Source organism: Pseudomonas sp. NFX15 (genome assembly GCF_049132105.1).
In the GTDB taxonomy this organism is placed as follows: Bacteria; Pseudomonadota; Gammaproteobacteria; order Pseudomonadales; family Pseudomonadaceae; genus Aquipseudomonas.
In genome coordinates this window covers 38,955-62,234 of sequence record NZ_JAFMPV010000030.1, presented here as the reverse complement: position 1 = coordinate 62,234, position 23,280 = coordinate 38,955, and the positions used below count along the sequence as shown (strand labels likewise).

The window sequence follows — 23,280 nt, the reverse complement described above, 5'->3', positions numbered from 1 at the left end:
CGTCGTGCTGGTAAATTTCTTCACTGCCATCGGCGTTTTTTACCGTGACCGTGCCGCGCTCATCCCAGGTGTAACGCGCCTCCATCTGCGCAAACGACGCCCAGTGCCGCACGCAACGCGCCGCTTTACCGGCCCGTTCCCAGGCCCAGAAAAAACTCGCGCCACCGGCCAGTTGCCGCTGCAGGATGACGTGCTGTTCGTCGTAGTCGTAACGCTCGGACTCGCCGGCGGCGTTGGTCACTTCGACCAGCCGCTGCCGGGCGTCGTAGCGGTAAGTCACCAGCGTCTGTTCGGTACGCCAGGAGTGTTCCTCACTGGGCGCCGGTTGCCGCACCTGATAGTCGATGGCCATCAGGTGCCGGTGCTCGTAGCGCAAGAACAACGAACGGCCGGCGCCGTTATCGAGGCGTTCGATCCGGTCGCGGTAATCGCGGCGCAGGCCCAGGCGGTTGCCATAGGCGTCGCTGATCGCCGTCAGCCGGCCATCGCGAAAGTGATAAAAGCGCGGTGCATCGCCGGCCAGGGCGAGGATCAGTTCATCGGGCTCTTCGCCGAGATAAATCGCCGCTCGCGACAAACTGTTATGGATCACCGGCCGCTCACGGGTCGGTCGCGGAAACCGCGTCCGGCGGTTTTCCTGATCGACCCAGATCACCTGCTCGCCGTCGACTTGCAGGTGTTGCGACAGCGAATGGCTCCAGCCAAAACCCAGGCCACTGTCGAGCTCGACGGCGCTGGTGCGGTACAGACGGGTGAAGTCGAAGGGCAGAATGCCGTCGAGGGTGCCGTCGGTGAGGGTCAGCAGTTCTTCGCCGGTGACCATCGACACCGGGCACTGGTTGGTCGCGGTGCGCTCGACGGTGTCGGCGCTGTCGCCGTTGGGGTTTTTCGCCTGGATTGGGCTGTCGTCGTGGTGCTCGTTGGGCTTGAGCGTGGTGTTGCGCTTGGCGTTCCAGCGCAGTTGCATGCGGCCTTTTTTCAGGCCCGCGGCGACACCGCGAGCAGCGACGGTTTTGTAGCGTTCGACATAACCGATGAACTGGCTGATGAGATTGAAGATCGCTTTGACGAAACCCAGCACCCCGTCCAACAGCTGCGCGCCATGCCGGGCCAGACGCATCGACAGATAGGCAATGCCCGCCCCGGCAGCGGCGAAGGTCAGGACCACGCCGATCAACAGGTCGATCAGCAAATCCACGACAAATCTCGACAGCGATTCAGCGGACGCACCGGCCATGACACTCGGCGGCAGCATCTCCAGCCACAGGCTGGCGGTGCGCAACAGCAGGCACAGCGCCGCCTCGTCACTGGCCAGCAATTGCAGCCGGGCCATCGCCTCGGGGGTTTCTTCTGCCAACTTGGCCAAGTCCTCGGCGGCGCTGCCGAGTTGCTCAGCGAACCGGCGCGGGTCCTGCAAAATCGCCGAGAGCTCGCCGATGCGGTCCCACACCCCGACAATTGCCGCCCAACTGCCGGCCAGCAAACCGTTACCCAGCGCCGCCGAGGTCGAGTGCGCCCAGCGCGGTTTGAAGCCTTGCCACTCGCCGTGCAGCCAGGCCTGTAATTGTCCGGTCAGGCCGTCGTAGGATTCGAACAGCTTCCCCAATTGATCTGGGGTAACGGCGCTCTGCACATGCACGCGATACGACTTACCCGGCGTCCCTTCGAACGTCCCCTTGCCCTGCTGATCCAGCGTGACCGTCTCCCGCTCACCGCCCTCCTGCGCCACCACCTCCACCTGAATATCGCCCAGCGGAATGTCATACACCGACTCGAACTGGCTCTCGATCAGCAGAATCCCATCGGCTGGGCAGCGCGCCACCGTCGAGAAAAAATCGTCGTCGCCGCTGCTGACCACCGTGCGGGTATCACCGAACCTGATCTGCCGATCCATGCTCATCAGCGAGGGCAGGTCCAGGGCGTGGCTGACCTTGTCGGCGTTGCGGTTGAAGAACCCGGTGAGCTGTTCGCGGTACAGGCTCAGGGTGCGCGGAAAGTGGTCGAGTTCCTCCTCGATGCGGGCGATCTGATCCATCAGTTCAATTGCGCCATCAGGAAGCCCACCAATTCGGCCTTTGGCGCCTCAGGCAAATCGGAGGTTTGCAGGAACGTCGAGACTTTGGTGCGTAAAACGCTTTCGGAAAACGCCTCGAACAGATCCGGACGATCTTCGCTCAGCCACTGCAACAGGTTGTCGAGGCGAGCCTCAGCAGACTCGACGCCGAGGGTTTTCAGCAGTGTTTCGGGGACTTCCCACCAGGGAAATGCCTTCGTGTTTTTAAAGGCAGTGCCGCCAATGTCAAGCGCCTGTCCATTGATGAGGCAGCGTCGGATGACGGGCATCAACTGCGCCGCGTCGACCTCGGCAGACCGCAGGATCGGCAGCAGGAAGCGTCCATCCCAGAAACGAAAAAACACCGCATTGCCATTAGGCATCAATGCCTGCGTGAGGCTGCACAAATGCTCGGCCAGTACATCCTGACTGGCGCCGGAAACCGCGAGCCACCCCCAATCGCCGGACTCGCTGTCGACAACCCAATCCAGAAACTCACTGCCCGGCTCGACCACTGCCACGAAAGGCATGACTGGCGCCCATTCGGCGTACACGGTGTTCGCCCAGATCGGCCGCGGTGCGAGTGCCGGGCTGGAACCCTGCCAGGCCTTGAAAGGCTCGGCGGCGCTGGCGTTGCCGAACACGGCGAATAGCTGTTCGCCGGGCTGAAGTGGCTGGTGCGCCAGCCACTCGCGAGGTGACAAAAAATCAGGCGGCACAGACACCCTCCTTGCAACGCGCACACTCTTCGCAGAACGGTGCGTCGCTTTTCAGGCTCAGGATCTGGGCAAGGGTGAGTGGTTCGAGTTTTCGCTGAACGGTCGAGGTGCCCATGATCGGCATCGGCGCGCCGCCGACCTGTATCGGCACACTGCTGAAAATCCCCGCCGGGCCGACATTGATCCAATGGCCGCCCGATTGAATCGAAATGTTCAGGCCACTTTCGATCACCACCTGCTGACCCGCACTGAAATGTGCTTGCTCGCTGGCGTTCAGGGCCTGGTTGATGACGCGGATTTTCAGGTCGCCATGGACCTGCAGGCTGTCGCTTGATGCCGGCCCTTCGGTACTGCCGATGACCACATTGCGCTGATGGCCGACCTGGACATGCATGTCCTGCAACACGTCCTGATTCCAGTTTCGCTGGGCGCGCAGGTAGATTTCCTCGGCGCCCTTGCGATCCTCGATGCGCAGTTCGTTGTAGCCACCTCCCCCGGGGCTGCTTTGGCTGCGGAAAATGCTGCGGGTCTTGTCGGCGGGCAGGTCCAGCGGCAGCGGCGTCGAGGCGTTGGGCGCGCAGGCCATGACCAACGGTTTATCGGCATCGCCATGGACAAACCCCACCAGCACTTCCATGCCCACTCGCGGGATCAGCACGCTGCCATAGCGGTCGTGAGCCCAGCCCGTGGCGACCCGCAGCCAGCAGCTGGAGAACTCATTCAGCTCGCCGTGCCGGTCCCACTTCATCTGGACCTTGACCCGACCGTACTCGTCGCAATGAATTTCACTGCCCTTGGGGCCGGTGACCACGGCGCAGTGATAACCCGCGACGTTGGGCTTTTCGATCAAGGGCGGGCGGTAGGGCACGTCCCGCGGCGTGGCCAGAAAGGTATTGCGATAGCCCTGGAAAGCGTCCGCATCATCGGAAGACGACTCCTCCAGCACCTGCGGTTGACGTCCGTGGTGCTCGATGCGGGTGACCAGCCACAGCTCATTCCAGGCCTGATTCGCATGCTCGGCGAGCCGCAGAAAATGGCCGCTGACCAAGGCCGGGTCGTCGCTGCTGCCCTCGGCCTGGCAAAAGTCTGCGTTGTACCGTTCAAGTGTGCGCTTCGCCAGTAGGTCAGCGCGCCGAAGATCAGTGAACTGACCGGGGAACTGATAGTGCTCCAACCTCGGTCGCTGCTGGTTGTCGAGGCTGCTCTGGAGTGGCTGGCCAGGCTTGTGGAAGTCGTAGTCAGCGAGCGTGATGGCGCTGGTGCAGGTTTCCAGGCGTACGTCGAAGCGGTTAATCACCGGGGTTTCGCCGGCCATGCCGCTGCCCGGCAGGAACGGCGTTGACTGGCTCAAGCGGGGGAAAAAGGTCTGGTCGTCGCCAAACATCAGGCGGTGCCCGTCGGGGCTGTGCCGGAAGTGAAAATGAATGCCGGTTTCGCCACACAGACGCTGGATGAACGCCAGATCGCTTTCAGCGTATTGCACGCAGTAGTCGCGTTCGGGGTATTGGCTGCCGAACTGGAATTCGCAATGGGCGTATTCGAGAATGTGGTGGTCCTTGAGGACCAGGGCGATGATCTGCGGCACCGTCTTGTGCTGGAAGATTCGCTGGTTGATGCGCCGATCAAGGTAGCTCAGGCGCGGTACCAGGCTGATTTGATAGTGCGTCAGGCGCCGTGTGGTCGCCCCTTGGCCGACGCGAATAATCTGCCCGTGAATGCCGCGTCCCTGCCCATCGAACCCCAGAAAGGCCTGACGATGCAGGAGGCTTTCGAGCGGGATACCGGCGCGCTCGCTGACCAGTTCCAGCTCAAATCGGTAAGGTTGGCTGATGGCCTCCTGGCCTTTGAACCCAAGGACCTTGAAGTCGTAGTCCGGCTCGCCTTCAAGGCTCAGGGTGAAGCGTGGCGAGTTGGCAAGCGCGAACATCCGGTGGGTCTCTGCAGAACGATGGCGGTCGATTCTGCATGAGCGATAACGGGGCCTGACCGGGGTGCAGGAAAATCAGAATTGCCCTACTTGTCCTGAAGCATTTGCCTTCAGAAAACGGTTGATCCGGCGACAGACAACCTCGAGAAAACCACCCCGCCCTGTAGGAGCGAGCTTGCTCGCAAAGAGGGAATGTCAGTCAGATCGACTTTGAATGGGCCACCGCTTTCGCTCCTATAGGGGGTATGTTTTTTCAGGGCACAAAAAAACGGCCCGCCTCCATCAGGAAGCGGGCCGTTTCATTCAAGCGTTGGCTCAGGCCATCACTTGTTCAAGCGGTAATCGGCCTCGGCCGCCGCAAAACGCTGGAACATGCCGGCAGTTGGCGTGCCCAGTTTGCTGACGATGTAAATCGCCAGGCTGGCGAAGATGAAACCCGGGATGATTTCGTACAGGCCCAGCACTTCGAAATGCTTCCAGACGATCACGGTGACCGCGCCGACCACGATACCGGCTAGTGCGCCGTTGCGCGTCATGTCTTTCCAGATCACCGAGATCAGCACGACCGGACCGAAGGCAGCACCGAAACCGGCCCAGGCGTAGCTCACCAGACCCAGTACACGGTTTTCCGGATTGGCGGCCAGGCCGATTGCAATCAGCGCCACCAACAGCACCATGGCACGACCGACCCAGACCAGCTCGACCTGGGAAGCGGATTTACGCAGGAAGGTCTTGTAGAAGTCTTCAGTCAGGGCACTCGAACACACCAGCAATTGGCAGCTCAGGGTGCTCATGACGGCCGCCAGAATGGCCGACAGCAATACACCGGCGACCCACGGATTGAACAGGATCTTGGCCAGTTCGATGAACACACGCTCGTGGTTCTCGGAGACTGCGCCAGCCAGTTCCGGGTGCGCCGAGAAGTAGGCGATACCGAAGAAGCCAACGGCCACGGTGCCGCCCAGGCACAGGATCATCCAGGTCATGGAAATGCGACGAGCCTTGGCGATCGACTTGACCGAATCCGCCGCCATGAAACGCGCCAGGATGTGCGGCTGGCCGAAGTAGCCCAGGCCCCAGCCCATCAGCGAGATGATGCCGATGAAAGTGGTGCCCTTGAGCATGTCGAAGTTCGCTGGATCTTGCGCTTCGATGGCCAGGAACGTGGTGTCGACGCCACCGGTGGCCAGCAGCACGATGATCGGCGTGAGGATCAACGCGAAGATCATCAGGGTGGCTTGTACGGTATCGGTCCAGCTCACTGCCAGGAAACCACCGATGAAGGTGTAGGCAATCGTCGCCGCTGCACCGGCCCACAGCGCCGTCTCGTAGGACATGCCGAAGGTGCTTTCGAACAGACGGGCACCGGCCACGATGCCGGATGCGCAGTAAATGGTGAAGAACACCAGGATCACCACCGCAGAGATGATCCGCAGCAGGCCGCTTTTGTCTTCGAAACGGCTGGCGAAGTAGTCCGGCAGGGTCAGCGCATCGCCGTTGTGCTCGGTCTGCACGCGCAGACGGCCAGCGACAAACAGCCAGTTCAGATAGGCACCGATGATCAGGCCGATGGCGATCCAGCTTTCGGACAGGCCGGACATGTAGATGGCACCGGGCAAGCCCATCAACAACCAGCCACTCATGTCGGAGGCACCGGCGGACAGTGCGGTCACGACACTGCCCAGGCTACGGCCGCCCAGGATGTAGTCGGAAAGATTGTTGGTGGAGCGATAGGCCATCAAGCCGATCAGCACCATTGCTGCGATGTAGATCACGAACGTGATCAGGGTTGGATTGCTTACGCTCATTGAGTTACGCCCTGGCTTTGTTTTTATGTAGCGGCGGTGGGTGAACCGCTCGCAAACGCATACGTTTACAGACGATCCTGGATCCCGCGCATTTATGACTGATGTTTCCCCAGGAAAGCCATCAGCCGGAGCACCCTGGTTTTGCCAGGGTTGCACCTTGGGCGCGAATGCTATTCAACAAAGCAAATAAGGTGCAACCAGTTTCTTGAGAATAAGTTGCACCCAGTGAGAAATATCAATCGAGTGCTGTTTTTTGCTCCCTTTCGGAGCAAGAACCCACGGCAACTGCGCTAAAAAGCACCAAGCAAATGCAGCACTGGCGTACCAGAATTTAATTCCTGACGAGTTGCGGATTATTCCGGCAAAAAAAGGGTTGCACCCGGTTGCACCTCAACAGTCGCACGGCTAATCTTGCCGCCAGCTGATGCCACGCAGTCGTGGCAAACATGAGGATAAAAACATGGCTACCACCACCCTTGGGGTCAAACTTGACGACCCGACCCGCGAACGCCTCAAGGCCGCCGCAACCTCGATTGATCGCACGCCACACTGGCTGATCAAACAGGCAATCTTCAATTACCTGGAAAAACTCGAGGGTGGTGCAACCCTGACCGAGCTGAGCGGTTTGACCAAGGATTCCGACGACAGCGTCGATGCGCCTCTGGATCACACCCACCAGTGCTTCCTCGAATTCGCCGAAAGCATCCTGCCGCAATCGGTCCTGCGCGCTTCGATCACCGCCGCCTACCGCCGCCCTGAGCCGGAAGTCGTGCCGATGTTGATCGAGCAGGCGCGCCTGCCGGTCCCGATGGCCGAAGCCACCAACAAGCTCGCGGCCTCGATTGCCGAAAAACTGCGCAACCAGAAGAGCGCTGGCGGCCGCGCAGGCATTGTTCAGGGCCTGTTGCAGGAATTCTCCCTGTCGTCCCAGGAAGGCGTGGCGCTGATGTGCCTGGCCGAAGCGCTGCTGCGTATCCCGGACAAAGGCACCCGCGATGCACTGATCCGCGACAAGATCAGCACCGGCAACTGGCAGCCGCACCTGGGCAACAGCCCGTCGCTGTTCGTCAACGCCGCCACATGGGGCTTGTTGCTGACCGGCAAACTGGTGTCGACCCACAACGAAGCCGGCCTGACCTCGTCCCTGAGCCGCATCATCGGCAAGAGTGGCGAGCCGATGATCCGCAAGGGCGTCGACATGGCCATGCGCCTGATGGGTGAGCAGTTCGTGACCGGCGAAACCATCGCCGAAGCCTTGGCCAACGCCAGCAAGTTCGAAGCCAAGGGTTTCCGCTATTCCTACGACATGCTCGGCGAAGCGGCACTGACCGAGCACGACGCGCAGAAGTACCTGGCCTCGTACGAACAAGCCATCCACTCGATCGGCAAAGCCTCCCACGGCCGTGGGATTTATGAAGGCCCGGGCATCTCGATCAAGTTGTCCGCCCTGCACCCGCGTTACAGCCGTGCGCAGTACGAGCGCGTGATGGACGAGTTGTATCCGCGCCTGCTGTCGCTGACCTTGCTGGCCAAGCAATACGACATTGGCCTGAACATCGACGCCGAAGAAGCCGACCGCCTCGAGCTGTCGCTGGACCTGCTTGAGCGCCTGTGCTTCGAGCCGCAGCTGACCGGCTGGAACGGCATCGGCTTCGTGATCCAGGCGTACCAGAAGCGTTGCCCGTACGTCATCGACTACGTGATCGACCTGGCTCGTCGCAGCCGTCATCGCCTGATGATCCGCCTGGTGAAAGGCGCGTATTGGGACAGCGAAATCAAGCGCGCCCAGGTCGAAGGCCTGGAAGGCTACCCGGTGTACACCCGCAAGGTGTACACCGACGTTTCCTACATCGCTTGCGCTCGCAAACTGCTGTCGGTGCCGGAAGTCATCTACCCGCAGTTCGCCACGCACAACGCCCACACCCTGTCGGCCATTTACCACATTGCCGGTCAGAACTACTACCCGGGCCAGTACGAGTTCCAGTGCCTGCACGGCATGGGTGAACCGCTGTACGAACAGGTTGTAGGTAAAGTCTCCGAAGGCAAGCTGAACCGTCCGTGCCGCGTGTACGCGCCGGTCGGCACCCACGAAACCCTGCTGGCGTACCTGGTGCGTCGCCTGCTGGAAAACGGCGCGAACACCTCGTTCGTCAACCGCATCGCCGACCAGTCGATTTCGATCCAGGAACTGGTAGCCGACCCCGTAGCCAGCATCGAGCAGATGGCAACCGTGGAAGGTGGCTTCGGTCTGCCGCACCCGCGCATCCCGCTGCCGCGTGACCTGTACGGCTGCGAACGCGCCAACTCCAGCGGCATCGACATGGCCAACGAACATCGACTGGCATCGCTGTCCTGCGCCCTGCTCGCCACCGCGCACAACCATTGGAAAGCCGCGCCGATGCTCGGTTGCGCCTCCAGCAATGAAGCGCCGGCACCGGTCTTGAACCCGTCCGACCTGCGCGACGTGGTTGGCCATGTACAGGAAGCCACCGTCGAAGACGTCGACAACGCGATCCAGTGCGCGCTCAACGCTGCACCGATCTGGCAGGCCACGCCGCCCGCCGAACGCGCCGCGATTCTGGAACGTGCCGCCGATCTGATGGAAGCAGAGATCCAGCCGCTGATGGGCCTGTTGGCTCGCGAAGCCGGCAAGACCTTCGCCAACGCCATCGCCGAAGTGCGCGAAGCCGTGGACTTCCTGCGTTATTACGCGGTGCAGGCCCGCAACGATTTCACCAACGACGCCCACCGTCCGCTGGGCCCGGTTGTCTGCATCAGCCCGTGGAACTTCCCGCTGGCGATCTTCAGTGGTCAAGTGGCTGCGGCGCTGGCTGCCGGTAACCCGGTATTGGCCAAGCCTGCGGAACAAACCCCACTGGTTGCGGCGCAAGCTGTGCGCCTGCTGCTCGAAGCAGGGATTCCGGAAGGCGTGCTGCAACTGTTGCCGGGTCGCGGTGAAACCGTCGGTGCTGGTCTGGTCGGTGACGAACGCGTCAAAGGCGTGATGTTCACCGGCTCCACCGAGGTCGCGCGCTTGCTGCAACGCAACATTGCCGGTCGCCTCGACAGCCAGGGTCGTCCTATCCCGCTGATCGCCGAAACCGGTGGCCAGAACGCGATGATCGTCGACTCTTCGGCATTGACTGAACAAGTGGTGATCGACGTAGTTTCGTCGGCGTTCGACAGCGCCGGCCAGCGTTGCTCGGCCCTGCGTGTACTGTGCTTGCAGGAAGATTCCGCCGATCGCGTCATCGAAATGCTTAAAGGTGCGATGGCTGAAAGCCGTCTCGGCAACCCTGAGCGCCTGTCCGTGGACATCGGCCCGGTGATCGACGCCGAAGCCAAGGCTGGCATCGAGAAGCACATCCAGGCCATGCGCGACAAAGGTCGCAGCGTGTACCAAGTCGCCATCGCCGATGCCGAAGAAGTCAAACGCGGCACCTTCGTGATGCCGACACTGATCGAGCTGGAAAGCTTCGACGAGTTGCAGCGGGAGATCTTCGGCCCGGTGCTGCACGTGGTCCGCTACAAGCGCAAGGACATCGATCAACTGATCGGCCAGATCAACGCATCCGGCTACGGCCTGACCCTGGGCGTGCATACCCGCATCGACGAGACCATCGCCAAGGTGATCGACAACGTCAATGCCGGTAACGTCTACGTCAACCGTAACATCGTCGGTGCCGTGGTCGGCGTGCAACCGTTCGGCGGCGAAGGCTTGTCGGGTACCGGTCCGAAAGCCGGTGGCCCGTTGTACCTGTACCGCCTGCTGTCGACCCGTCCTGCGGATGCGATCGAACAATCCTTTGCTCGCGGTGATGCGGCCGTTGCACCGGACGTTCGTCTGCGCGACGCCATGAGCAAGCCACTGACTGCCCTGAAAACCTGGGCCGACAGCAACAAATTCGCCGACCTGAGCACCCTGTGCGAGCAGTTCGCCGGTCAATCGCAAAGCGGCATCACCCGCGTCCTGGCCGGCCCGACCGGCGAGCGCAACAGCTATGCGATCCTGCCACGGGAACACGTGCTGTGCCTGGCGGAAGTCGAAGGTGACCTGCTGACTCAATTGGCAGCAGTGCTGGCTGTCGGCGGTTCGGCGGTGTGGCCGGAAACGGACTTGAGCAAGGCCTTGTTCGCACGCCTGCCGAAGGACATTCAGGCGCGCATCAAGCTGGTTTCCGATTGGAACAAGGACGATGTGGTGTTTGATGCCGTCCTGCATCACGGCCATTCCGACCAACTGCGTGCGGTGTGCCAGCAGGTTGCCAAGCGTGCCGGCGCCATCGTCGGTGTGCAGGGCCTGTCGCAAGGCGAGACCAACATTGCGCTGGAGCGTTTGGTGATCGAGCGGGCGCTGAGTGTTAACACCGCTGCAGCGGGTGGTAATGCGAGTTTGATGACGATCGGCTAAACCGAAACAAGACCGGGCCGCCGCAATGGCAGCCTGGTTTGCAATATTTCTGTAGGAGCGAGCCTGCTCGCGATAGCGGTCTGTCAGTCACACCCGTATTGGATGTGCCGCCGTTATCGCGAGCAGGCTCGCTCCTACAGTTGCACCAGGGCGCCAACAAGCGGTTGCTCTGCCCCACCATCACGCCCATCAATCATCCTGTTCAGCCTTTATTCCCACGCTTAGACTCGGCCCATCCCAACAAAAGGTAGGCCGCCATGTCCGAGACGTTGCTCAGTTCCCGCAATCTGGCTTTCGAGCTGTATGAAGTCCTTGATGCCGAGGGCCTGACCCAGCGTGAGCGTTTCGCCGAGCACAACCGCGAAACCTTCGATGCGGCCATTGGCACCGCCCGCAGCATCGCCGAGAAGTTCTTCGCCCCGCACAACCGCAAGGGTGACGAGAACGAACCGCGCTATGAGAACGGTCAAGCGATCCTGATTCCGGAAGTGAAACCCGCGGTAGATGCCTTCCTCGAAGCCGGTTTCCTCAACGCTGCGCGCAGTTTCGAGGCGGGCGGCATGCAGCTGCCTACCTTGCTTTCGCAAGCATGCTTTTCGCACTTCCAGTCGGCGAACGCGGCGACGACGTCTTATCCGTTCCTGACCATGGGCGCGGCTAACCTGATCGAAAGCTTCGGCACCGAGGAACAGAAGCGTCGCTTCCTGCAACCGATGATCGACGGCCGTTTCTTCGGCACCATGGCCCTGACCGAACCTCACGCGGGCTCGTCGCTGTCGGATATTCGTACCCGTGCAGAACCGGCGTCCGACGGCACTTATCGCCTCAAGGGCAACAAGATCTTCATCTCCGGCGGCGATCACCCGCTGTCGGAAAACATCGTGCACATGGTGCTGGCCAAGCTGCCGGATGCACCGGCCGGGGTGAAGGGGATTTCGCTGTTCATCGTGCCCAAGTTCCTGGTCAACGATGACGGCAGCCTCGGCCAACGCAATGACGTGTTGCTGGCCGGGCTGTTCCACAAGATGGGCTGGCGTGGCACGACCTCAACCGCGCTGAACTTCGGCGATAACGGCGAGTGCGTCGGCTATCTGGTGGGCAAGCCGCATCAGGGCTTGAGCTACATGTTCCAGATGATGAACGAGGCGCGGATCGGCGTCGGCATGGGCGCGGTGATGCTCGGCTATGCCGGTTATCTGTATTCGCTGGAGTACGCTCGCGAACGCCCGCAGGGCCGCGTCCCGGACAGCAAGGACCCCAACACCGCGCCGGTGGCGATCATCAATCACGCCGACGTCAAACGCATGCTGTTGACGCAAAAAGCTTACGTCGAAGGTTCGTTCGACCTCGGCCTGTACGCGGCGCGGCTGTTCGATGACACCACCACCCTTGAGACTGAAGCCGAGCGCAAGCAGGCCCATGAGCTGCTGGACTTGCTGACGCCAATCGTCAAATCCTGGCCGTCGCAGTTCTGCCTGAAGGCCAACGAACTGGCGATCCAGATCCTCGGCGGCCACGGCTACACCCGTGAATACCCGGTGGAGCAGTACTACCGCGACAACCGCCTGAATCCGATCCACGAAGGCACCCACGGCATTCAGTCGCTGGACTTGCTGGGGCGCAAACTGGCGCAAAACGGTGGTGCGGGACTTAAGCAACTGATCCGGCTGATTGCCGATACAGCAGAGCGCGCACAGGCGTTTGATTCGCTGACTGCACTACGCGAACCGCTGGAGAAACTGGTGGCGCGCCTGCAAACCGTGACCATCGGCCTGCTGACCGACCTGGCCCAGGGCAAGGTCAACAGCAGCCTGGCGAACTCGGCGCTGTACCTGAAGGTGTTCGGGCACACGGTGATCGGCTGGCGCTGGCTGGAACAGGCGATTCGCGCCGAAGAAGGGTTGGTCGAGGGGAACGCGGCGGATATCAGTTTCTATAACGGTAAATTGCAGGCGGCGCGGTATTTCCTGACCTGGGAAGTGCCGGGTTGTCATCATGAGCTGACGATTCTTGAGGCACGGGATGATGTGTGCCTGGGGATGCAGGATGAGTGGTTTTGATCCCGTTTTTTGGGTGTAGCTGAAACCCATTCGCTGGCAAGCCAGCTCCTACACGGGTTGGGTCGTTCACAAATAACGTGTTCGACGCAAAACCTGTGGGAGCTGGCTTGCCAGCGAAGGCGTCAGCCCAGGCGCCACATCACTTCAGCTTGAACCCGCCCACCTGCCGCGCCAAATCATCGGCCAAGCGCTGCAACGTCTGGCAATCCTCACGACACGCCCTGACCTCCCCCGCCGTCGCCCGGGCCAGATCGGAAATCCCCTGCACGTTTCGGTTGATCTCTTCGGTCACCGCCGACTGCTCTTCCGTCGCCGTCGCCACCTGATGGTTCATGTCGCTGATGCGTTCAACCTGCCCGGTAATCGCGGTCAAAGAAGCCCCGGTACGCTGGCTCGACTCCACACCCGTGCCCGTCGCCGCTTGCCCGGAATGCATCGACGACACTGCGTTTTGCGCACCCTGCTTGAGGTTGCCGATCATCTGCTGGATTTCATCGGTGGACGACTGCGTACGTCGCGCCAGGGTTCGCACTTCATCGGCGACCACGGCGAATCCACGGCCCATGTCCCCGGCCCGCGCCGCCTCGATAGCGGCGTTGAGTGCCAGCAGGTTGGTCTGCTCGGAAATCCCGCGAATCACCGCCAGCACCTGGTCGATGGACGCCACTTGATGGGCCAGTTCCCCCACCGCCGTGGCCGCGATGCCGATTTCCTCGGACATGCTCTCAATGTGCCGGATCGATCCGCCCACCACTTCCCGCGCCTGCAGCGCTTCATCACGCGCTGTTTGTGAAGCGAAGGCTGCGTTGCCGGCATTCTGCGCAATGTCCTGAACAGTCAGGCCCATTTCGTGGACGGCGGTGGCGACCATGTCGGTCATTTCCTGTTGGCGCCCGGAGCGCTCAGCGGTGTTATCCACCACCCGTGCGACCTGGCCGACGGCAGTACGCAGCCGTTCGCTGGTGGTCAGCACTTCGCCGATCATGTCGCGCTGGCTATCAAGGAAGCGATTGAAACCTCGCGCCAGATCACCCAGCTCATCAGCGCGGCTGGCATCCAGGCGGTGGGTCAAATCTCCACCACCGCTACCGATGGCCACCAGCGCCGCTGTTACCTGACGAATCGGCCGCACCAGCCCACGGGCCAGCAACACCACCAGCAACAGGCACACCAGCGCCACCGCCAGGCCGATGCCGCTGCTCATCCACATGGCGCGGCGGGCCTCGGCGTAGATCTGCGACTGCGGCACTTCGGCCACCAGGGTCCAGCCGAGATCGCGCAAGGGCAGGCTCAACGCAAGGAAGTCTTCGCCGTCGCGCTGGAAGCCACTGGTGGTGGCAGCTTTTTGACTCATCACCGCTTGTGCCGCCGTGGCACCAATCTGCTCGCTCAGGGTGCGTTTACCGCTGAATTGCGCTTCGGGATGGACTTGGATCAAACCGTCGGAACGCACGAGATAGACCTTGCCACGCTCTCCGAAGCTGAAGTTGTGAATCAGCTCCGACAGCTCCTTCACGCTCAGCCCCAGGCCGGCAACACCCACGACCTTGCCGGCCTGCTCGACCTTGATATCGATGAAAAGCGCCAATTCTCCGGTGGCGGTGTCATTGTCGATATTGAGGGTACGTGGCTGGTTGCTATCGAGAAACGAGTAGAACCAGGCGTCTTTTGGATTCGCGCGACTGAGGGTGCGATCCAGGCCTTTTTCGGTGATGTAGTGGTTCGACGCTGTGCCGATAATCAGCGCAGTAAAAGCCTTGTGCTCGGCGCGGATGCCTTCCAGATAAGTAGCGAAGTTGTTGGTCTGCGCACCGTCTTCGCCGGTGGCCAGCCAGTCGCGCACCATGCTGTTGCTGGCGATGTCCTTGGCGGCGGTAAGAGGTTGGACGAGGATGCGCTCGATGTCGTTGCGCATCGCTTCGATGCTCGACGGCAAGGCCTGCTCGACCAGATAGTTCTGGGCGAGACGATTGACCACCAGGGTATAAATGCCGACCACGATCAGAATACTGACCAGCAAGGCGCTGCCCATACTCAGGATCAATTGCCATTGAATACTGCGTCGCCAGAACTGCATGGAGCACCCCCAAAGAATAAGAGGCTGAAACACTGCAACAGCCGTGCCGGTTGTATACAAGCCAACCGACAATCTATTCTTTGGTTGTGCGCAAAGCCGATCAGGCCTGATTGATCGTCTTGGAGATCACTTCAACCGTGGCGCTGACTTGCTCTTGGTAACGGTCGAGTTCGAGCGTGTGTTGCTTCTGCATTTCGATCTGCTGGGAGCACAGATTCATCGCCGCCAGCACCAGCAGTCGGTCACCGATCAGCGTCGGGTACTTTCTCTTGGTGTCGGCCAGGGCTGCCTTCAACATCATCGCGGCGTCGAGCAGGGTCTGCTCTTCCCCGGCCGGTGCCTTGATCGAATAGTCCTCCCCCAGGATCGAGACGACTTTTACCCCTGCGCCGTTGTAACTCATGCGCTGACAGGGCCTGCGCTGACGCGCTCAACCAAGGCCTGGATGCGAGCCGCCGTGGCGCCTTGCTTCTCTTCGTGTTCCATCAGGCTCAGTTGCAGGCTTTCGTTTTCATCTTTGGCCTGGGCCAGTTCTGCGGTCAGGCTCTGGTTCTGTTGCACCAGGTCACTTACCAGTTGTTCCAATTGGCTTAGGGATGCTTCCAACATTTTGATTTTCCAGGCATTTTCAAAGGGCGCGTACGATAAAGAAAAGTCACCGTGGATGCCAGGGTTATACAGGCGCAAAGCCTTGATTTTGCTGACGGGTGACCTCTCTGCGAGTTTTAAAGACTGTGATTGGCCGATCTGGTTCCTGCACTTCGTCGCCCACTTCTGTTGTAGAAGCGAGCGTGCTCGCGATGGGCTCAATGAAGAGGCGTTGAATCAGCAAGCACGCGTTATCGTTTACGTCCATCGCGAGCAAGCTCGCTCCTACAGGGGGGGCTTCGGTGATTAAAAAAGCTTTTTGACAGCATCGTAATTCAACAGGTTAGAATCGCTGGCACGCAGACTGCATGGTCAGTTTGTGCCCGCCTTTCAGCTTTCTGGAGTACTGCCTTTGAATGCAATCACCATCAACAGCCTGTTTCTGATCGGCGCGTTGCTGGTAGGTGCGAGCATTCTGGTCAGTTCCCTTTCGTCCCGCCTCGGCATCCCGATCCTGGTGATCATCCTGGCCGTCGGCATGGCGGCCGGCGTCGATGGCGGCGGCATTATCTTCGACAACTACCCCACGGCTTACCTGGTCGGCAACCTCGCGCTGGCGGTGATCCTGCTCGATGGCGGCTTGCGAACACGGGTCTCGAGTTTCCGCGTGGCATTATGGCCGGCGCTGTCACTGGCGACCGTCGGCGTATTGATTACCACCGGGCTGACCGGCATGGCGGCCGCATGGTTGTTCAACCTGAACCTGATCCAAGGCCTGCTGATCGGCGCCATCGTCGGCTCCACCGACGCCGCGGCGGTGTTTTCGCTGCTGGGCGGCAAAGGCTTGAACGAACGGGTCACCGCCAGCCTGGAAATCGAATCCGGCAGCAACGACCCGATGGCGGTGTTCCTCACTGTCACCCTGATCGACATGCTCGCCAGCGGCCAGACCGGCCTGCACTGGAGCCTGCTGACCCATTTGCTCCGCGAGTTCGGTATCGGTGGCGTCATTGGCCTGGGTGGCGGCTGGCTGATGCTGCAACTGGTCAATCGCATCAACCTGGCCACCGGCCTGTATCCGATCCTGGTCATCGCCGGCGGGCTGGTGGTGTTTGCCTTGACTAACGCCTTGCACGGCAGCGGCTTCCTGGCCGTGTACTTGTGCGGCCTGGTGATCGGCAACCGTCCGGTGCGCAGCCGTCACGGCATTTTGCACATGCTCGACGGCATGGCCTGGCTGGCACAAATCGGCATGTTCCTGGTGCTGGGGCTGCTGGTAACGCCCCACGACTTGCTGCCAATTGCCCTGCCGGCACTGGCCCTGGCCCTGTGGATGATTCTATTTGCCCGCCCGCTTTCCGTGGTGGTTGGCCTGTTGCCGTTCAAAGCGTTCCACGGTCGCGAGAAGGCGTTCATCTCCTGGGTTGGCCTGCGCGGCGCCGTCCCGATCATTCTGGCGGTGTTCCCGCTGATGGCCGGCCTGCCCAACGCCCAGTTGTACTTCAACCTCGCGTTCTTCATCGTGTTGGTGTCCCTTTTGGTACAAGGCACCAGCCTGCCGTGGGTCGCCAAATTGCTGAAGGTCACCGTACCGCCGGAGCCTGCACCGATCTCCCGTTCGGCCCTGGAAGTGCATGTCACCAGCGAGTGGGAGCTGTTCGTTTATCGCCTCGGCGCGGAGAAATGGTGCATCGGTTCGCCCCTGCGTGAGCTGAAAATGCCCGAGGGCACCCGTATTGCCGCCCTGTTTCGCGGTCAGCAATTGCTCCATCCGTCGGGTAGTACAGTGCTGGAAGTCGATGATTTACTGTGTGTTATCGGCCACGAACACAACCTGCCAGCCCTCGGAAAACTGTTCAGCCAGGCGCCGCAACGGGGCCTCGATCTGCGCTTCTTTGGCGACTTCGTACTCGAAGGAGACGCCCAGCTCAAGGCGGTTGCAGCGCTTTATGGCCTGCCCGCCGAGGGCATCGATCCGAACATGACCCTGGGCGCCTTCATTGCCCAGAAGGTGGGGGGTGCACCGATCGTGGGTGACCAGGTGGAGTGGAACAACACCCATTGGACCGTCGCGGTCATGGACGGGAACAAGATCGGCAAAGTGGGCGTCAGATTCCCCGAAGGAAGTCGCCCGGGTCCCGGGCTCTTCCTCTAAACTCCCTACTTCGTTTCGCTTTTTGATCGGTCTCTATGTCAAGCCTGCGCACCTTTTTTGTCATGGCCCTTCTGGGCCTGAGCCTCTCCGTCGGTTCGTTACAAGCCGCCGAACCGCCATCGCGCGAAGCCGTGCAAGCGAGTCTGGATAAAATCGCCGACCGCAAACTGCCGGAGGCCGATCAAAAGGCCCTGCAATCGGTCTTGCAGGGCACGCTGACACAGCTCAACAACCGGCGTGACTACGAGCAGAAGCTGAGCGATCTCAAACAGCAGCTGGCCACCGCCCCCAAACAGACCATCGAGAACCAGCGCGAACTGGCCCGCCTCAAGGCCAGCGCCGTGGTCCCGGTGGCGCAACGCTTCACCAAGGAACCGATCCAGCAACTGGAACAAATCCTGACCGATCGCTCCACCCAACAAAGCGATCTGCAAAAAGCCCTGGCCGATGCCAACAGCCTGATCATCACCGCCCAGACCCGCCCCGAGCGCGCCCAGGCGGAGATTTCCAGCAGCCAGACGCGCATCCAGCAGATCAACAACATCCTCAAGACCGGCAAGGACGGCGGCAAGACCCTGAGCGCCGAACAACGTGACCAGCTCAATGCCGAGCTGGCAGCCCTGAACGCGCTGATCCCGCTGCGCCGTCAGGAACTGGCCGGCAACACCCAGTTGCAAGACCTCGGCAACAGCCAGCATGACCTGTTGTCGGAACGTTCCGACCGCCTGGACCAGGAAATCCAGGAACTGCAAACCCTGATCAACCAGAAACGTCTGGCACTCTCCCAGGAAACCGTCACCCAGCAATCCATCGAGGCGCAGAAGGCCGGCGGTAGCAGCCTGCTCGCCACCGAAAGCGCGGCCAACCTGAAGCTTTCCGACTATCTGCTCAAAAGCACCGACCGCCTGAACGAAGTCACCCAGCAGAACCTGCAGACCAAGCAACAGCTGGACAGCCTGACCCAGAGCGATTCGGCACTGGACGAGCAAATCAACGTGCTTAAGGGCAGCCTGCTGCTCTCGAAGATTCTTTATAAACAGAAACAGGCCCTGCCGCGGCTGCGACTCGACCGCAACCTGGCCGACCAGATTGCCGACATTCGCCTGTACCAGTTCGAAGTCAGCCAGCAACGGGAGTTGCTGAGCAATCCGACCACCTACGTCGATAACCTGCTGTCGACCCAGCCTCCCGAGCAAGTCACGCCGCAGTTGCGTAAAAGCCTCATGGAACTGGCCACCACCCGCACCGACCTGCTGGAGCGACTGAACCGCGAACTGAGCGCGGTGCTCAATGAGTCGATCACCCTGCAACTGAACCAAAAACAACTGCTCAGCACCGCGCAAAGCCTGCGGGCGACGCTCGATGAGCAGATGTTCTGGATTCCCAGCAACAAACCGCTGGATGTGGAGTGGATTCGCAGCGTGCCGGAGCGCCTGCAGCGCCAACTCGACTCACTGCCGGTCCTTTCCAGCCTGAGCGAACTGACCGACGGCCTGACTCAACGCCCGCTGTTGTTCCTGCCGCTGGCGCTGCTGATCGGCGCGCTGCTGTGGCGTCGCAAGGCCCTGTATGCGCGCCTGAACAAAGTGCACCAGGACATCGGTCACTTCAAACGCGATAGCCAGTGGCACACACCACAGGCGATCCTGATCAACATCCTGCTGGCGATGCCGGTGTCACTGGGCCTGGCCTTGTGCGGGCTGGCCCTGCAAATCGACGCGCGCGGGCAGAACGCCAACATGGGCGCGGCGCTGCTGCAAATGGCCGGGGCCTGGCTGGTGTTCTACACCGCGTACCGCATCCTCGCGCCGGGTGGCGTGGCGGAGCTGCATTTCCGCTGGGAAAAGGCCCAGGTGGAATTCCTCCGTCGCTGGGTGCGCCGCCTCGGGATCGTGGTGATGGCACTGGTCACCGTGGTGGCCGTTGCCGAGCTGCAACCGGCAGCGCTGGCCGATGACGTGATCGGCATGCCGGTGGTGCTGACCTGCTACGCCTTGATGACCCTGCTGCTCAGCCGCTTGCTCATCAGCAGCCCGACCCACGAAAACGCCTCGCTGTTCCGCAAGGTCGTGGGGATCCTGTTCACCGCCCTGCCGGTCGCGCTGTTCGTGGCGGTGTGCTTCGGTTACTACTACACCGCGCTGAAACTCAGCGACCGTTTGATCAACACCCTGTACCTGCTGATGTTCTGGCTGGTGATCGAAGCCACGTTCGTGCGCGGCCTCAGCGTCGCTGCCCGGCGCCTGGCCTACCAACGCGCACTGGCCAAGCGCCTGGCGGCGAAAGAGGCCGGCGATGGCGAAGCAGTGATCGAAGAACCGGCCCTGGACATCGAAAAGGTCAACGAACAGTCCCTGCGCCTGATCCGCCTGGCGCTGCTCGGCGGCTTCATCGCTGCGTTGTATTGGGTCTGGGCCGACCTGATCACGGTGTTCTCGTACCTGGACAACGTCACCCTCTACGAATACACCAGCGGCACCGGCGCTAACATGAGCATGGTGCCGATCAGCATCGGCGACGTGCTCGGCGCACTGATCATCATCGGTATCACCTTCGCCCTGGCGCGCAACCTGCCGGGCCTGCTCGAAGTCTTCGTGCTGTCCAAGCTCAACCTGGCCCAGGGCAGCGCCTACGCGACCACCACGCTGCTGTCGTACGTGATCGCCGGCGTCGGTTTCGTCTCGACGCTGTCGACCCTCGGCGTGAGCTGGGACAAGTTGCAATGGCTGGTGGCGGCGCTGTCGGTCGGCCTGGGTTTCGGCATGCAGGAGATCTTCGCCAACTTCATCTCCGGCATCATGATCCTGTTCGAACGCCCGGTGCGGATCGGCGACACCATCACCATCGGCAACCTGTCGGGTACGGTAAGCAAGATCCGCATCCGCGCGACGACCATCACCGACTTCGACCGCAAGGACATCATTGTCCCGAACAAGACGTTCATCACCGGGCAACTGATCAACTGGTCGCTGACCGACACCATCACCCGGGTGACCCTCAAGCTCGGGGTCGACTACGGCTCGGACCTGGACCTGGTCAAAGAACTGCTGCTCAAGGCTGCACGGGATAACCCGCGCGTCCTTAAGGACCCGGAGCCGCACGTGTACTTCCTGAACTTCGGCGAAAGCACCCTCGACCACGAGTTGCGCATGCACGTGCGCGACCTCGGCGACCGCAACCCGGTGCTCGATGAGGTCAACCGCTTCATCAACCGCGAGTTCAAGAAGCAGAACATCAACATCTCGTTCCGGCAGATGGAGGTTTACCTCAAGAACCTGCAAGGCCAGGAATACAAGATGGTGCCGATCGAGCCGGAACCCAAAACGGCGCCGCTGGTCGATGGCCAAAAACCAGCGCAAGAACCGCCTGCCGCCAAGCTCGACTAACCGGCCTTTCCCCAGCAGAATGCTCGGACATTCTGCTGGAGCCGGCCCTTGAAAGCCCTCGACGAACTGACCTTCGATAACCGCTTCGACCGCTTGGGCGATGCGTTTTCCGCCCATGTGCTGCCCGAGCCCATCGACAACCCGCGCCTCGTAGTCGCCAGCCTCGCCGCCATGGCACTGCTCGACCTCGACCCGGCGGTGGCCGAAACCCCGGAGTTCGCCGAACTGTTCGGCGGCCACAAGCTCTGGGCTGACGCGATCCCCAGGGCGATGGTCTATTCCGGGCATCAGTTCGGCTCTTACAACCCGCAACTCGGTGACGGCCGCGGCCTGTTGCTCGGCGAGGTCTACAACCAGGCCGGTGAGCACTGGGACCTGCACCTCAAGGGCGCCGGCCAGACGCCGTTTTCACGCATGGGCGATGGTCGTGCGGTGTTGCGTTCGTCGATCCGCGAATTCCTCGCCTCCGAAGCCCTGCACGCGCTGAACATCCCGACCACCCGCGCTCTATGCGTGATCGGCTCCGATACCCCGGTGTGGCGAGAAAAGCAGGAGCGCGCCGCCATGGTCCTGCGCTTGGCGCCGAGCCATGTGCGTTTCGGGCATTTCGAATATTTCTACTACACCAAGCGTCCCGAGCAGCAGAAAGTCCTCGGCGAGCATGTGTTGGCCATGCACTTCCCCGAGTGCCTGGAGCAACCGGAACCGTACCTGGCGATGTTCCGCGAAATCGTCGAGCGTAATGCTGAACTGATCGCCAAATGGCAAGCCTATGGCTTCTGCCATGGGGTGATGAACACCGACAACATGTCGATCCTCGGCATCACGTTCGACTTTGGCCCGTTCGCCTTCCTCGACGACTTCGACGCCAATTTCATCTGCAACCACTCCGACGACCAGGGCCGCTACTCCTTCAGCAACCAGGTGCCGATTGGCCAGTGGAACCTCAGCGCACTGGCCCAGGCCCTGACGCCGTTCATCAGCGTCGAGGCTTTGCGCGAAACCCTCGGCCTCTATCTGCCGTTGTACCAGGCCCATTACCTGGACCTGATGCGCCGTCGCCTCGGCCTGACCACGGCCGAAGATGACGATCAGACACTGCTGGAGAACCTGCTGCAATTGATGCAAAACAGTGCCGTCGATTACAGCCTGTTTTTCCGCCGTTTGGGTGATGAAGCGCCAGAGCAGGCCATCGCCCGCTTGCGCGATGACTTCGTCGACCTCAAGGGTTTCGATGCCTGGGGACAGCGCTATGTCGATCGGGTGGCCCGCGAAGGCACGCTGGATCAGGAACAGCGCCGACAGCGCATGCACGCGGTCAACCCGCTGTACATCCTGCGCAACTACCTTGCGCAGAAGGCTATCGATGCGGCAGAACACGGCGATTACTCGCAGGTCCGTCGACTACACGCGGTGCTGAGCAAGCCGTTCGAGGAACAACCGGGGATGCAGAGCTACGCGGAACGGCCACCGGAGTGGGGCAAGCATCTGGAGATCAGTTGTTCGTCGTGAGTTGATCAATCGTTGCTGAAACGACATCAATTGCCACTGACTTGATAAACCCCGCAACTGCCTCCAACTCAGCGACATTGATTACGAACATTTTTGGAGCCCGACGATGACCGACCCACTCCTCATCCCCTGCCCCCACTGCAACGGTCTCAACCGCATCCCGGCCGAGCGTCTCAACGAACACCCGAAGTGCGGGCGCTGCAAGTCCGAAGTCCTGCCGGACAAGCCATTTGAATTAACGCAGGGCGATTACGCCAGCCAGATTAAGGGCGATCTGCCATTACTGGTGGACGTTTGGGCCGACTGGTGCGGGCCGTGCAAGTCGTTTGCGCCGGTGTTCGAGCAGGCGGCCGGGCAATTGGCGGGGAAGTGTCGGCTGGCCAAGCTGGACAGTGAGGCGAACCAGCAGTTGTCGGCGCAGTTGGGAATTCGCTCGATTCCGAGCTTGATCCTGTTCAAGAACGGCCGGGAAATCGCCCGCCAGAGCGGAGCTTTCCCGCTGCCGCAACTGATGGCCTGGTTGCGCAGCCAAGGCATCTGAAGTCAGACAAATCTCATTGTAGGAGCGAGCCTGCTCGCGATGA

Annotated in this window: 13 protein-coding genes and 1 pseudogene; 6 read left to right on the top strand and 8 right to left on the bottom strand. The window is 61.2% G+C overall.

The features are described 5' to 3' along the window. The 4 genes from J1D76_RS23975 to putP all read right to left on the bottom strand — a co-directional run. Positions 1–2,035 (bottom strand): DUF6531 domain-containing protein (locus J1D76_RS23975; RefSeq protein ID WP_421140807.1); only part of this gene is annotated, 2,035 nt, incomplete at its 3' end. After that, positions 2,035–2,772: a DUF4123 domain-containing protein gene (locus tag J1D76_RS23970; protein WP_421140806.1), complete on the bottom strand. Its 738-nt coding sequence runs from the start codon at positions 2,770–2,772 to the stop codon at positions 2,035–2,037. The genes J1D76_RS23975 and J1D76_RS23970, both read right to left, overlap by 1 nt. Beyond that, on the bottom strand, positions 2,762–4,699 hold the full coding sequence (locus J1D76_RS23965) for a type VI secretion system tip protein VgrG (protein WP_421140805.1): 1,938 nt from the start codon (positions 4,697–4,699) through the stop codon (positions 2,762–2,764). The genes J1D76_RS23970 and J1D76_RS23965 overlap by 11 nt, the downstream gene beginning before the upstream one ends. A gap of 323 nt (positions 4,700–5,022) precedes the next feature. Next, on the bottom strand, positions 5,023–6,507 hold the full coding sequence (gene putP, locus J1D76_RS23960) for a sodium/proline symporter PutP (RefSeq protein ID WP_421140804.1): 1,485 nt from the start codon (positions 6,505–6,507) through the stop codon (positions 5,023–5,025). Positions 6,508–6,967: 460 nt separating this feature from the next. On the opposite strand from putP, the gene putA reads away from it, so the two are divergent. Further along, positions 6,968–10,918 (top strand): trifunctional transcriptional regulator/proline dehydrogenase/L-glutamate gamma-semialdehyde dehydrogenase, encoded by a 3,951-nt coding sequence (putA, locus tag J1D76_RS23955; RefSeq protein WP_421140803.1) that lies wholly within the window; start codon positions 6,968–6,970, stop codon positions 10,916–10,918. Between the two features lie 257 nt (positions 10,919–11,175). Then, positions 11,176–12,978 carry an acyl-CoA dehydrogenase gene (locus tag J1D76_RS23950; protein ID WP_421140802.1) on the top strand — a complete coding sequence of 601 codons (1,803 nt, stop codon included), beginning with the start codon at positions 11,176–11,178 and terminating at the stop codon, positions 12,976–12,978. Positions 12,979–13,117: 139 nt separating this feature from the next. Here J1D76_RS23950 and J1D76_RS23945 read toward each other — a convergent pair whose 3' ends face one another. The 4 genes and pseudogenes from J1D76_RS23945 to J1D76_RS23930 form a co-directional block, all read right to left on the bottom strand. Beyond that, positions 13,118–13,849: a methyl-accepting chemotaxis protein gene (locus J1D76_RS23945; RefSeq protein WP_421140809.1), complete on the bottom strand. Its 732-nt coding sequence runs from the start codon at positions 13,847–13,849 to the stop codon at positions 13,118–13,120. Positions 13,850–13,981: 132 nt separating this feature from the next. After that, positions 13,982–15,010, bottom strand: a pseudogene (locus J1D76_RS23940) (cache domain-containing protein); the annotation flags it as partial. Between the two features lie 145 nt (positions 15,011–15,155). Beyond that, positions 15,156–15,458: a cell division protein ZapA gene (locus tag J1D76_RS23935; RefSeq protein WP_421140801.1), complete on the bottom strand. Its 303-nt coding sequence runs from the start codon at positions 15,456–15,458 to the stop codon at positions 15,156–15,158. Further along, positions 15,455–15,664, bottom strand: coding sequence for a hypothetical protein (locus J1D76_RS23930; protein WP_110662666.1), 210 nt, complete (start codon positions 15,662–15,664; stop codon positions 15,455–15,457). Before J1D76_RS23930 ends, J1D76_RS23935 begins: the two co-directional genes overlap by 4 nt. Positions 15,665–16,055: 391 nt before the next feature. Here J1D76_RS23930 and J1D76_RS23925 point away from each other — a divergent pair, with 391 nt between their 5' ends. From J1D76_RS23925 to trxC, 4 genes are all read left to right on the top strand, one after another. Continuing rightward, complete coding sequence (locus J1D76_RS23925; protein ID WP_421140800.1) at positions 16,056–17,798, top strand: potassium/proton antiporter; 1,743 nt, start codon at positions 16,056–16,058, stop codon at positions 17,796–17,798. Between the two features lie 35 nt (positions 17,799–17,833). After that, positions 17,834–21,184 (top strand): mechanosensitive channel MscK, encoded by a 3,351-nt coding sequence (gene mscK, locus J1D76_RS23920; protein ID WP_421140799.1) that lies wholly within the window; start codon positions 17,834–17,836, stop codon positions 21,182–21,184. Positions 21,185–21,232: 48 nt separating this feature from the next. Continuing rightward, positions 21,233–22,696 carry a protein adenylyltransferase SelO gene (gene selO, locus J1D76_RS23915; protein ID WP_421140798.1) on the top strand — a complete coding sequence of 488 codons (1,464 nt, stop codon included), beginning with the start codon at positions 21,233–21,235 and terminating at the stop codon, positions 22,694–22,696. Positions 22,697–22,802: 106 nt separating this feature from the next. Further along, positions 22,803–23,237 carry a thioredoxin TrxC gene (gene trxC, locus J1D76_RS23910; protein ID WP_421140797.1) on the top strand — a complete coding sequence of 145 codons (435 nt, stop codon included), beginning with the start codon at positions 22,803–22,805 and terminating at the stop codon, positions 23,235–23,237. Positions 23,238–23,280: the final 43 nt, after the last annotated feature.

Bases quoted from the DNA above. Each gene is read 5' to 3' on its own strand.
- J1D76_RS23930 (WP_110662666.1), bottom strand. From the start codon at position 15,664: ATGTTGGAAGCATCCCTAAGCCAATTGGAACAACTGGTAAGTGACCTG.
- J1D76_RS23945 (WP_421140809.1), bottom strand. From the start codon at position 13,849: ATGGTCGCCACCGCCGTCCACGAAATGGGCCTGACTGTTCAGGACATT.
- J1D76_RS23935 (WP_421140801.1), bottom strand. From the start codon at position 15,458: ATGAGTTACAACGGCGCAGGGGTAAAAGTCGTCTCGATCCTGGGGGAG.
- putP (WP_421140804.1), bottom strand. From the start codon at position 6,507: ATGAGCGTAAGCAATCCAACCCTGATCACGTTCGTGATCTACATCGCA.
- putA (WP_421140803.1), top strand. From the start codon at position 6,968: ATGGCTACCACCACCCTTGGGGTCAAACTTGACGACCCGACCCGCGAA.
- J1D76_RS23965 (WP_421140805.1), bottom strand. From the start codon at position 4,699: ATGTTCGCGCTTGCCAACTCGCCACGCTTCACCCTGAGCCTTGAAGGC.
- J1D76_RS23950 (WP_421140802.1), top strand. From the start codon at position 11,176: ATGTCCGAGACGTTGCTCAGTTCCCGCAATCTGGCTTTCGAGCTGTAT.
- mscK (WP_421140799.1), top strand. From the start codon at position 17,834: ATGTCAAGCCTGCGCACCTTTTTTGTCATGGCCCTTCTGGGCCTGAGC.
- trxC (WP_421140797.1), top strand. From the start codon at position 22,803: ATGACCGACCCACTCCTCATCCCCTGCCCCCACTGCAACGGTCTCAAC.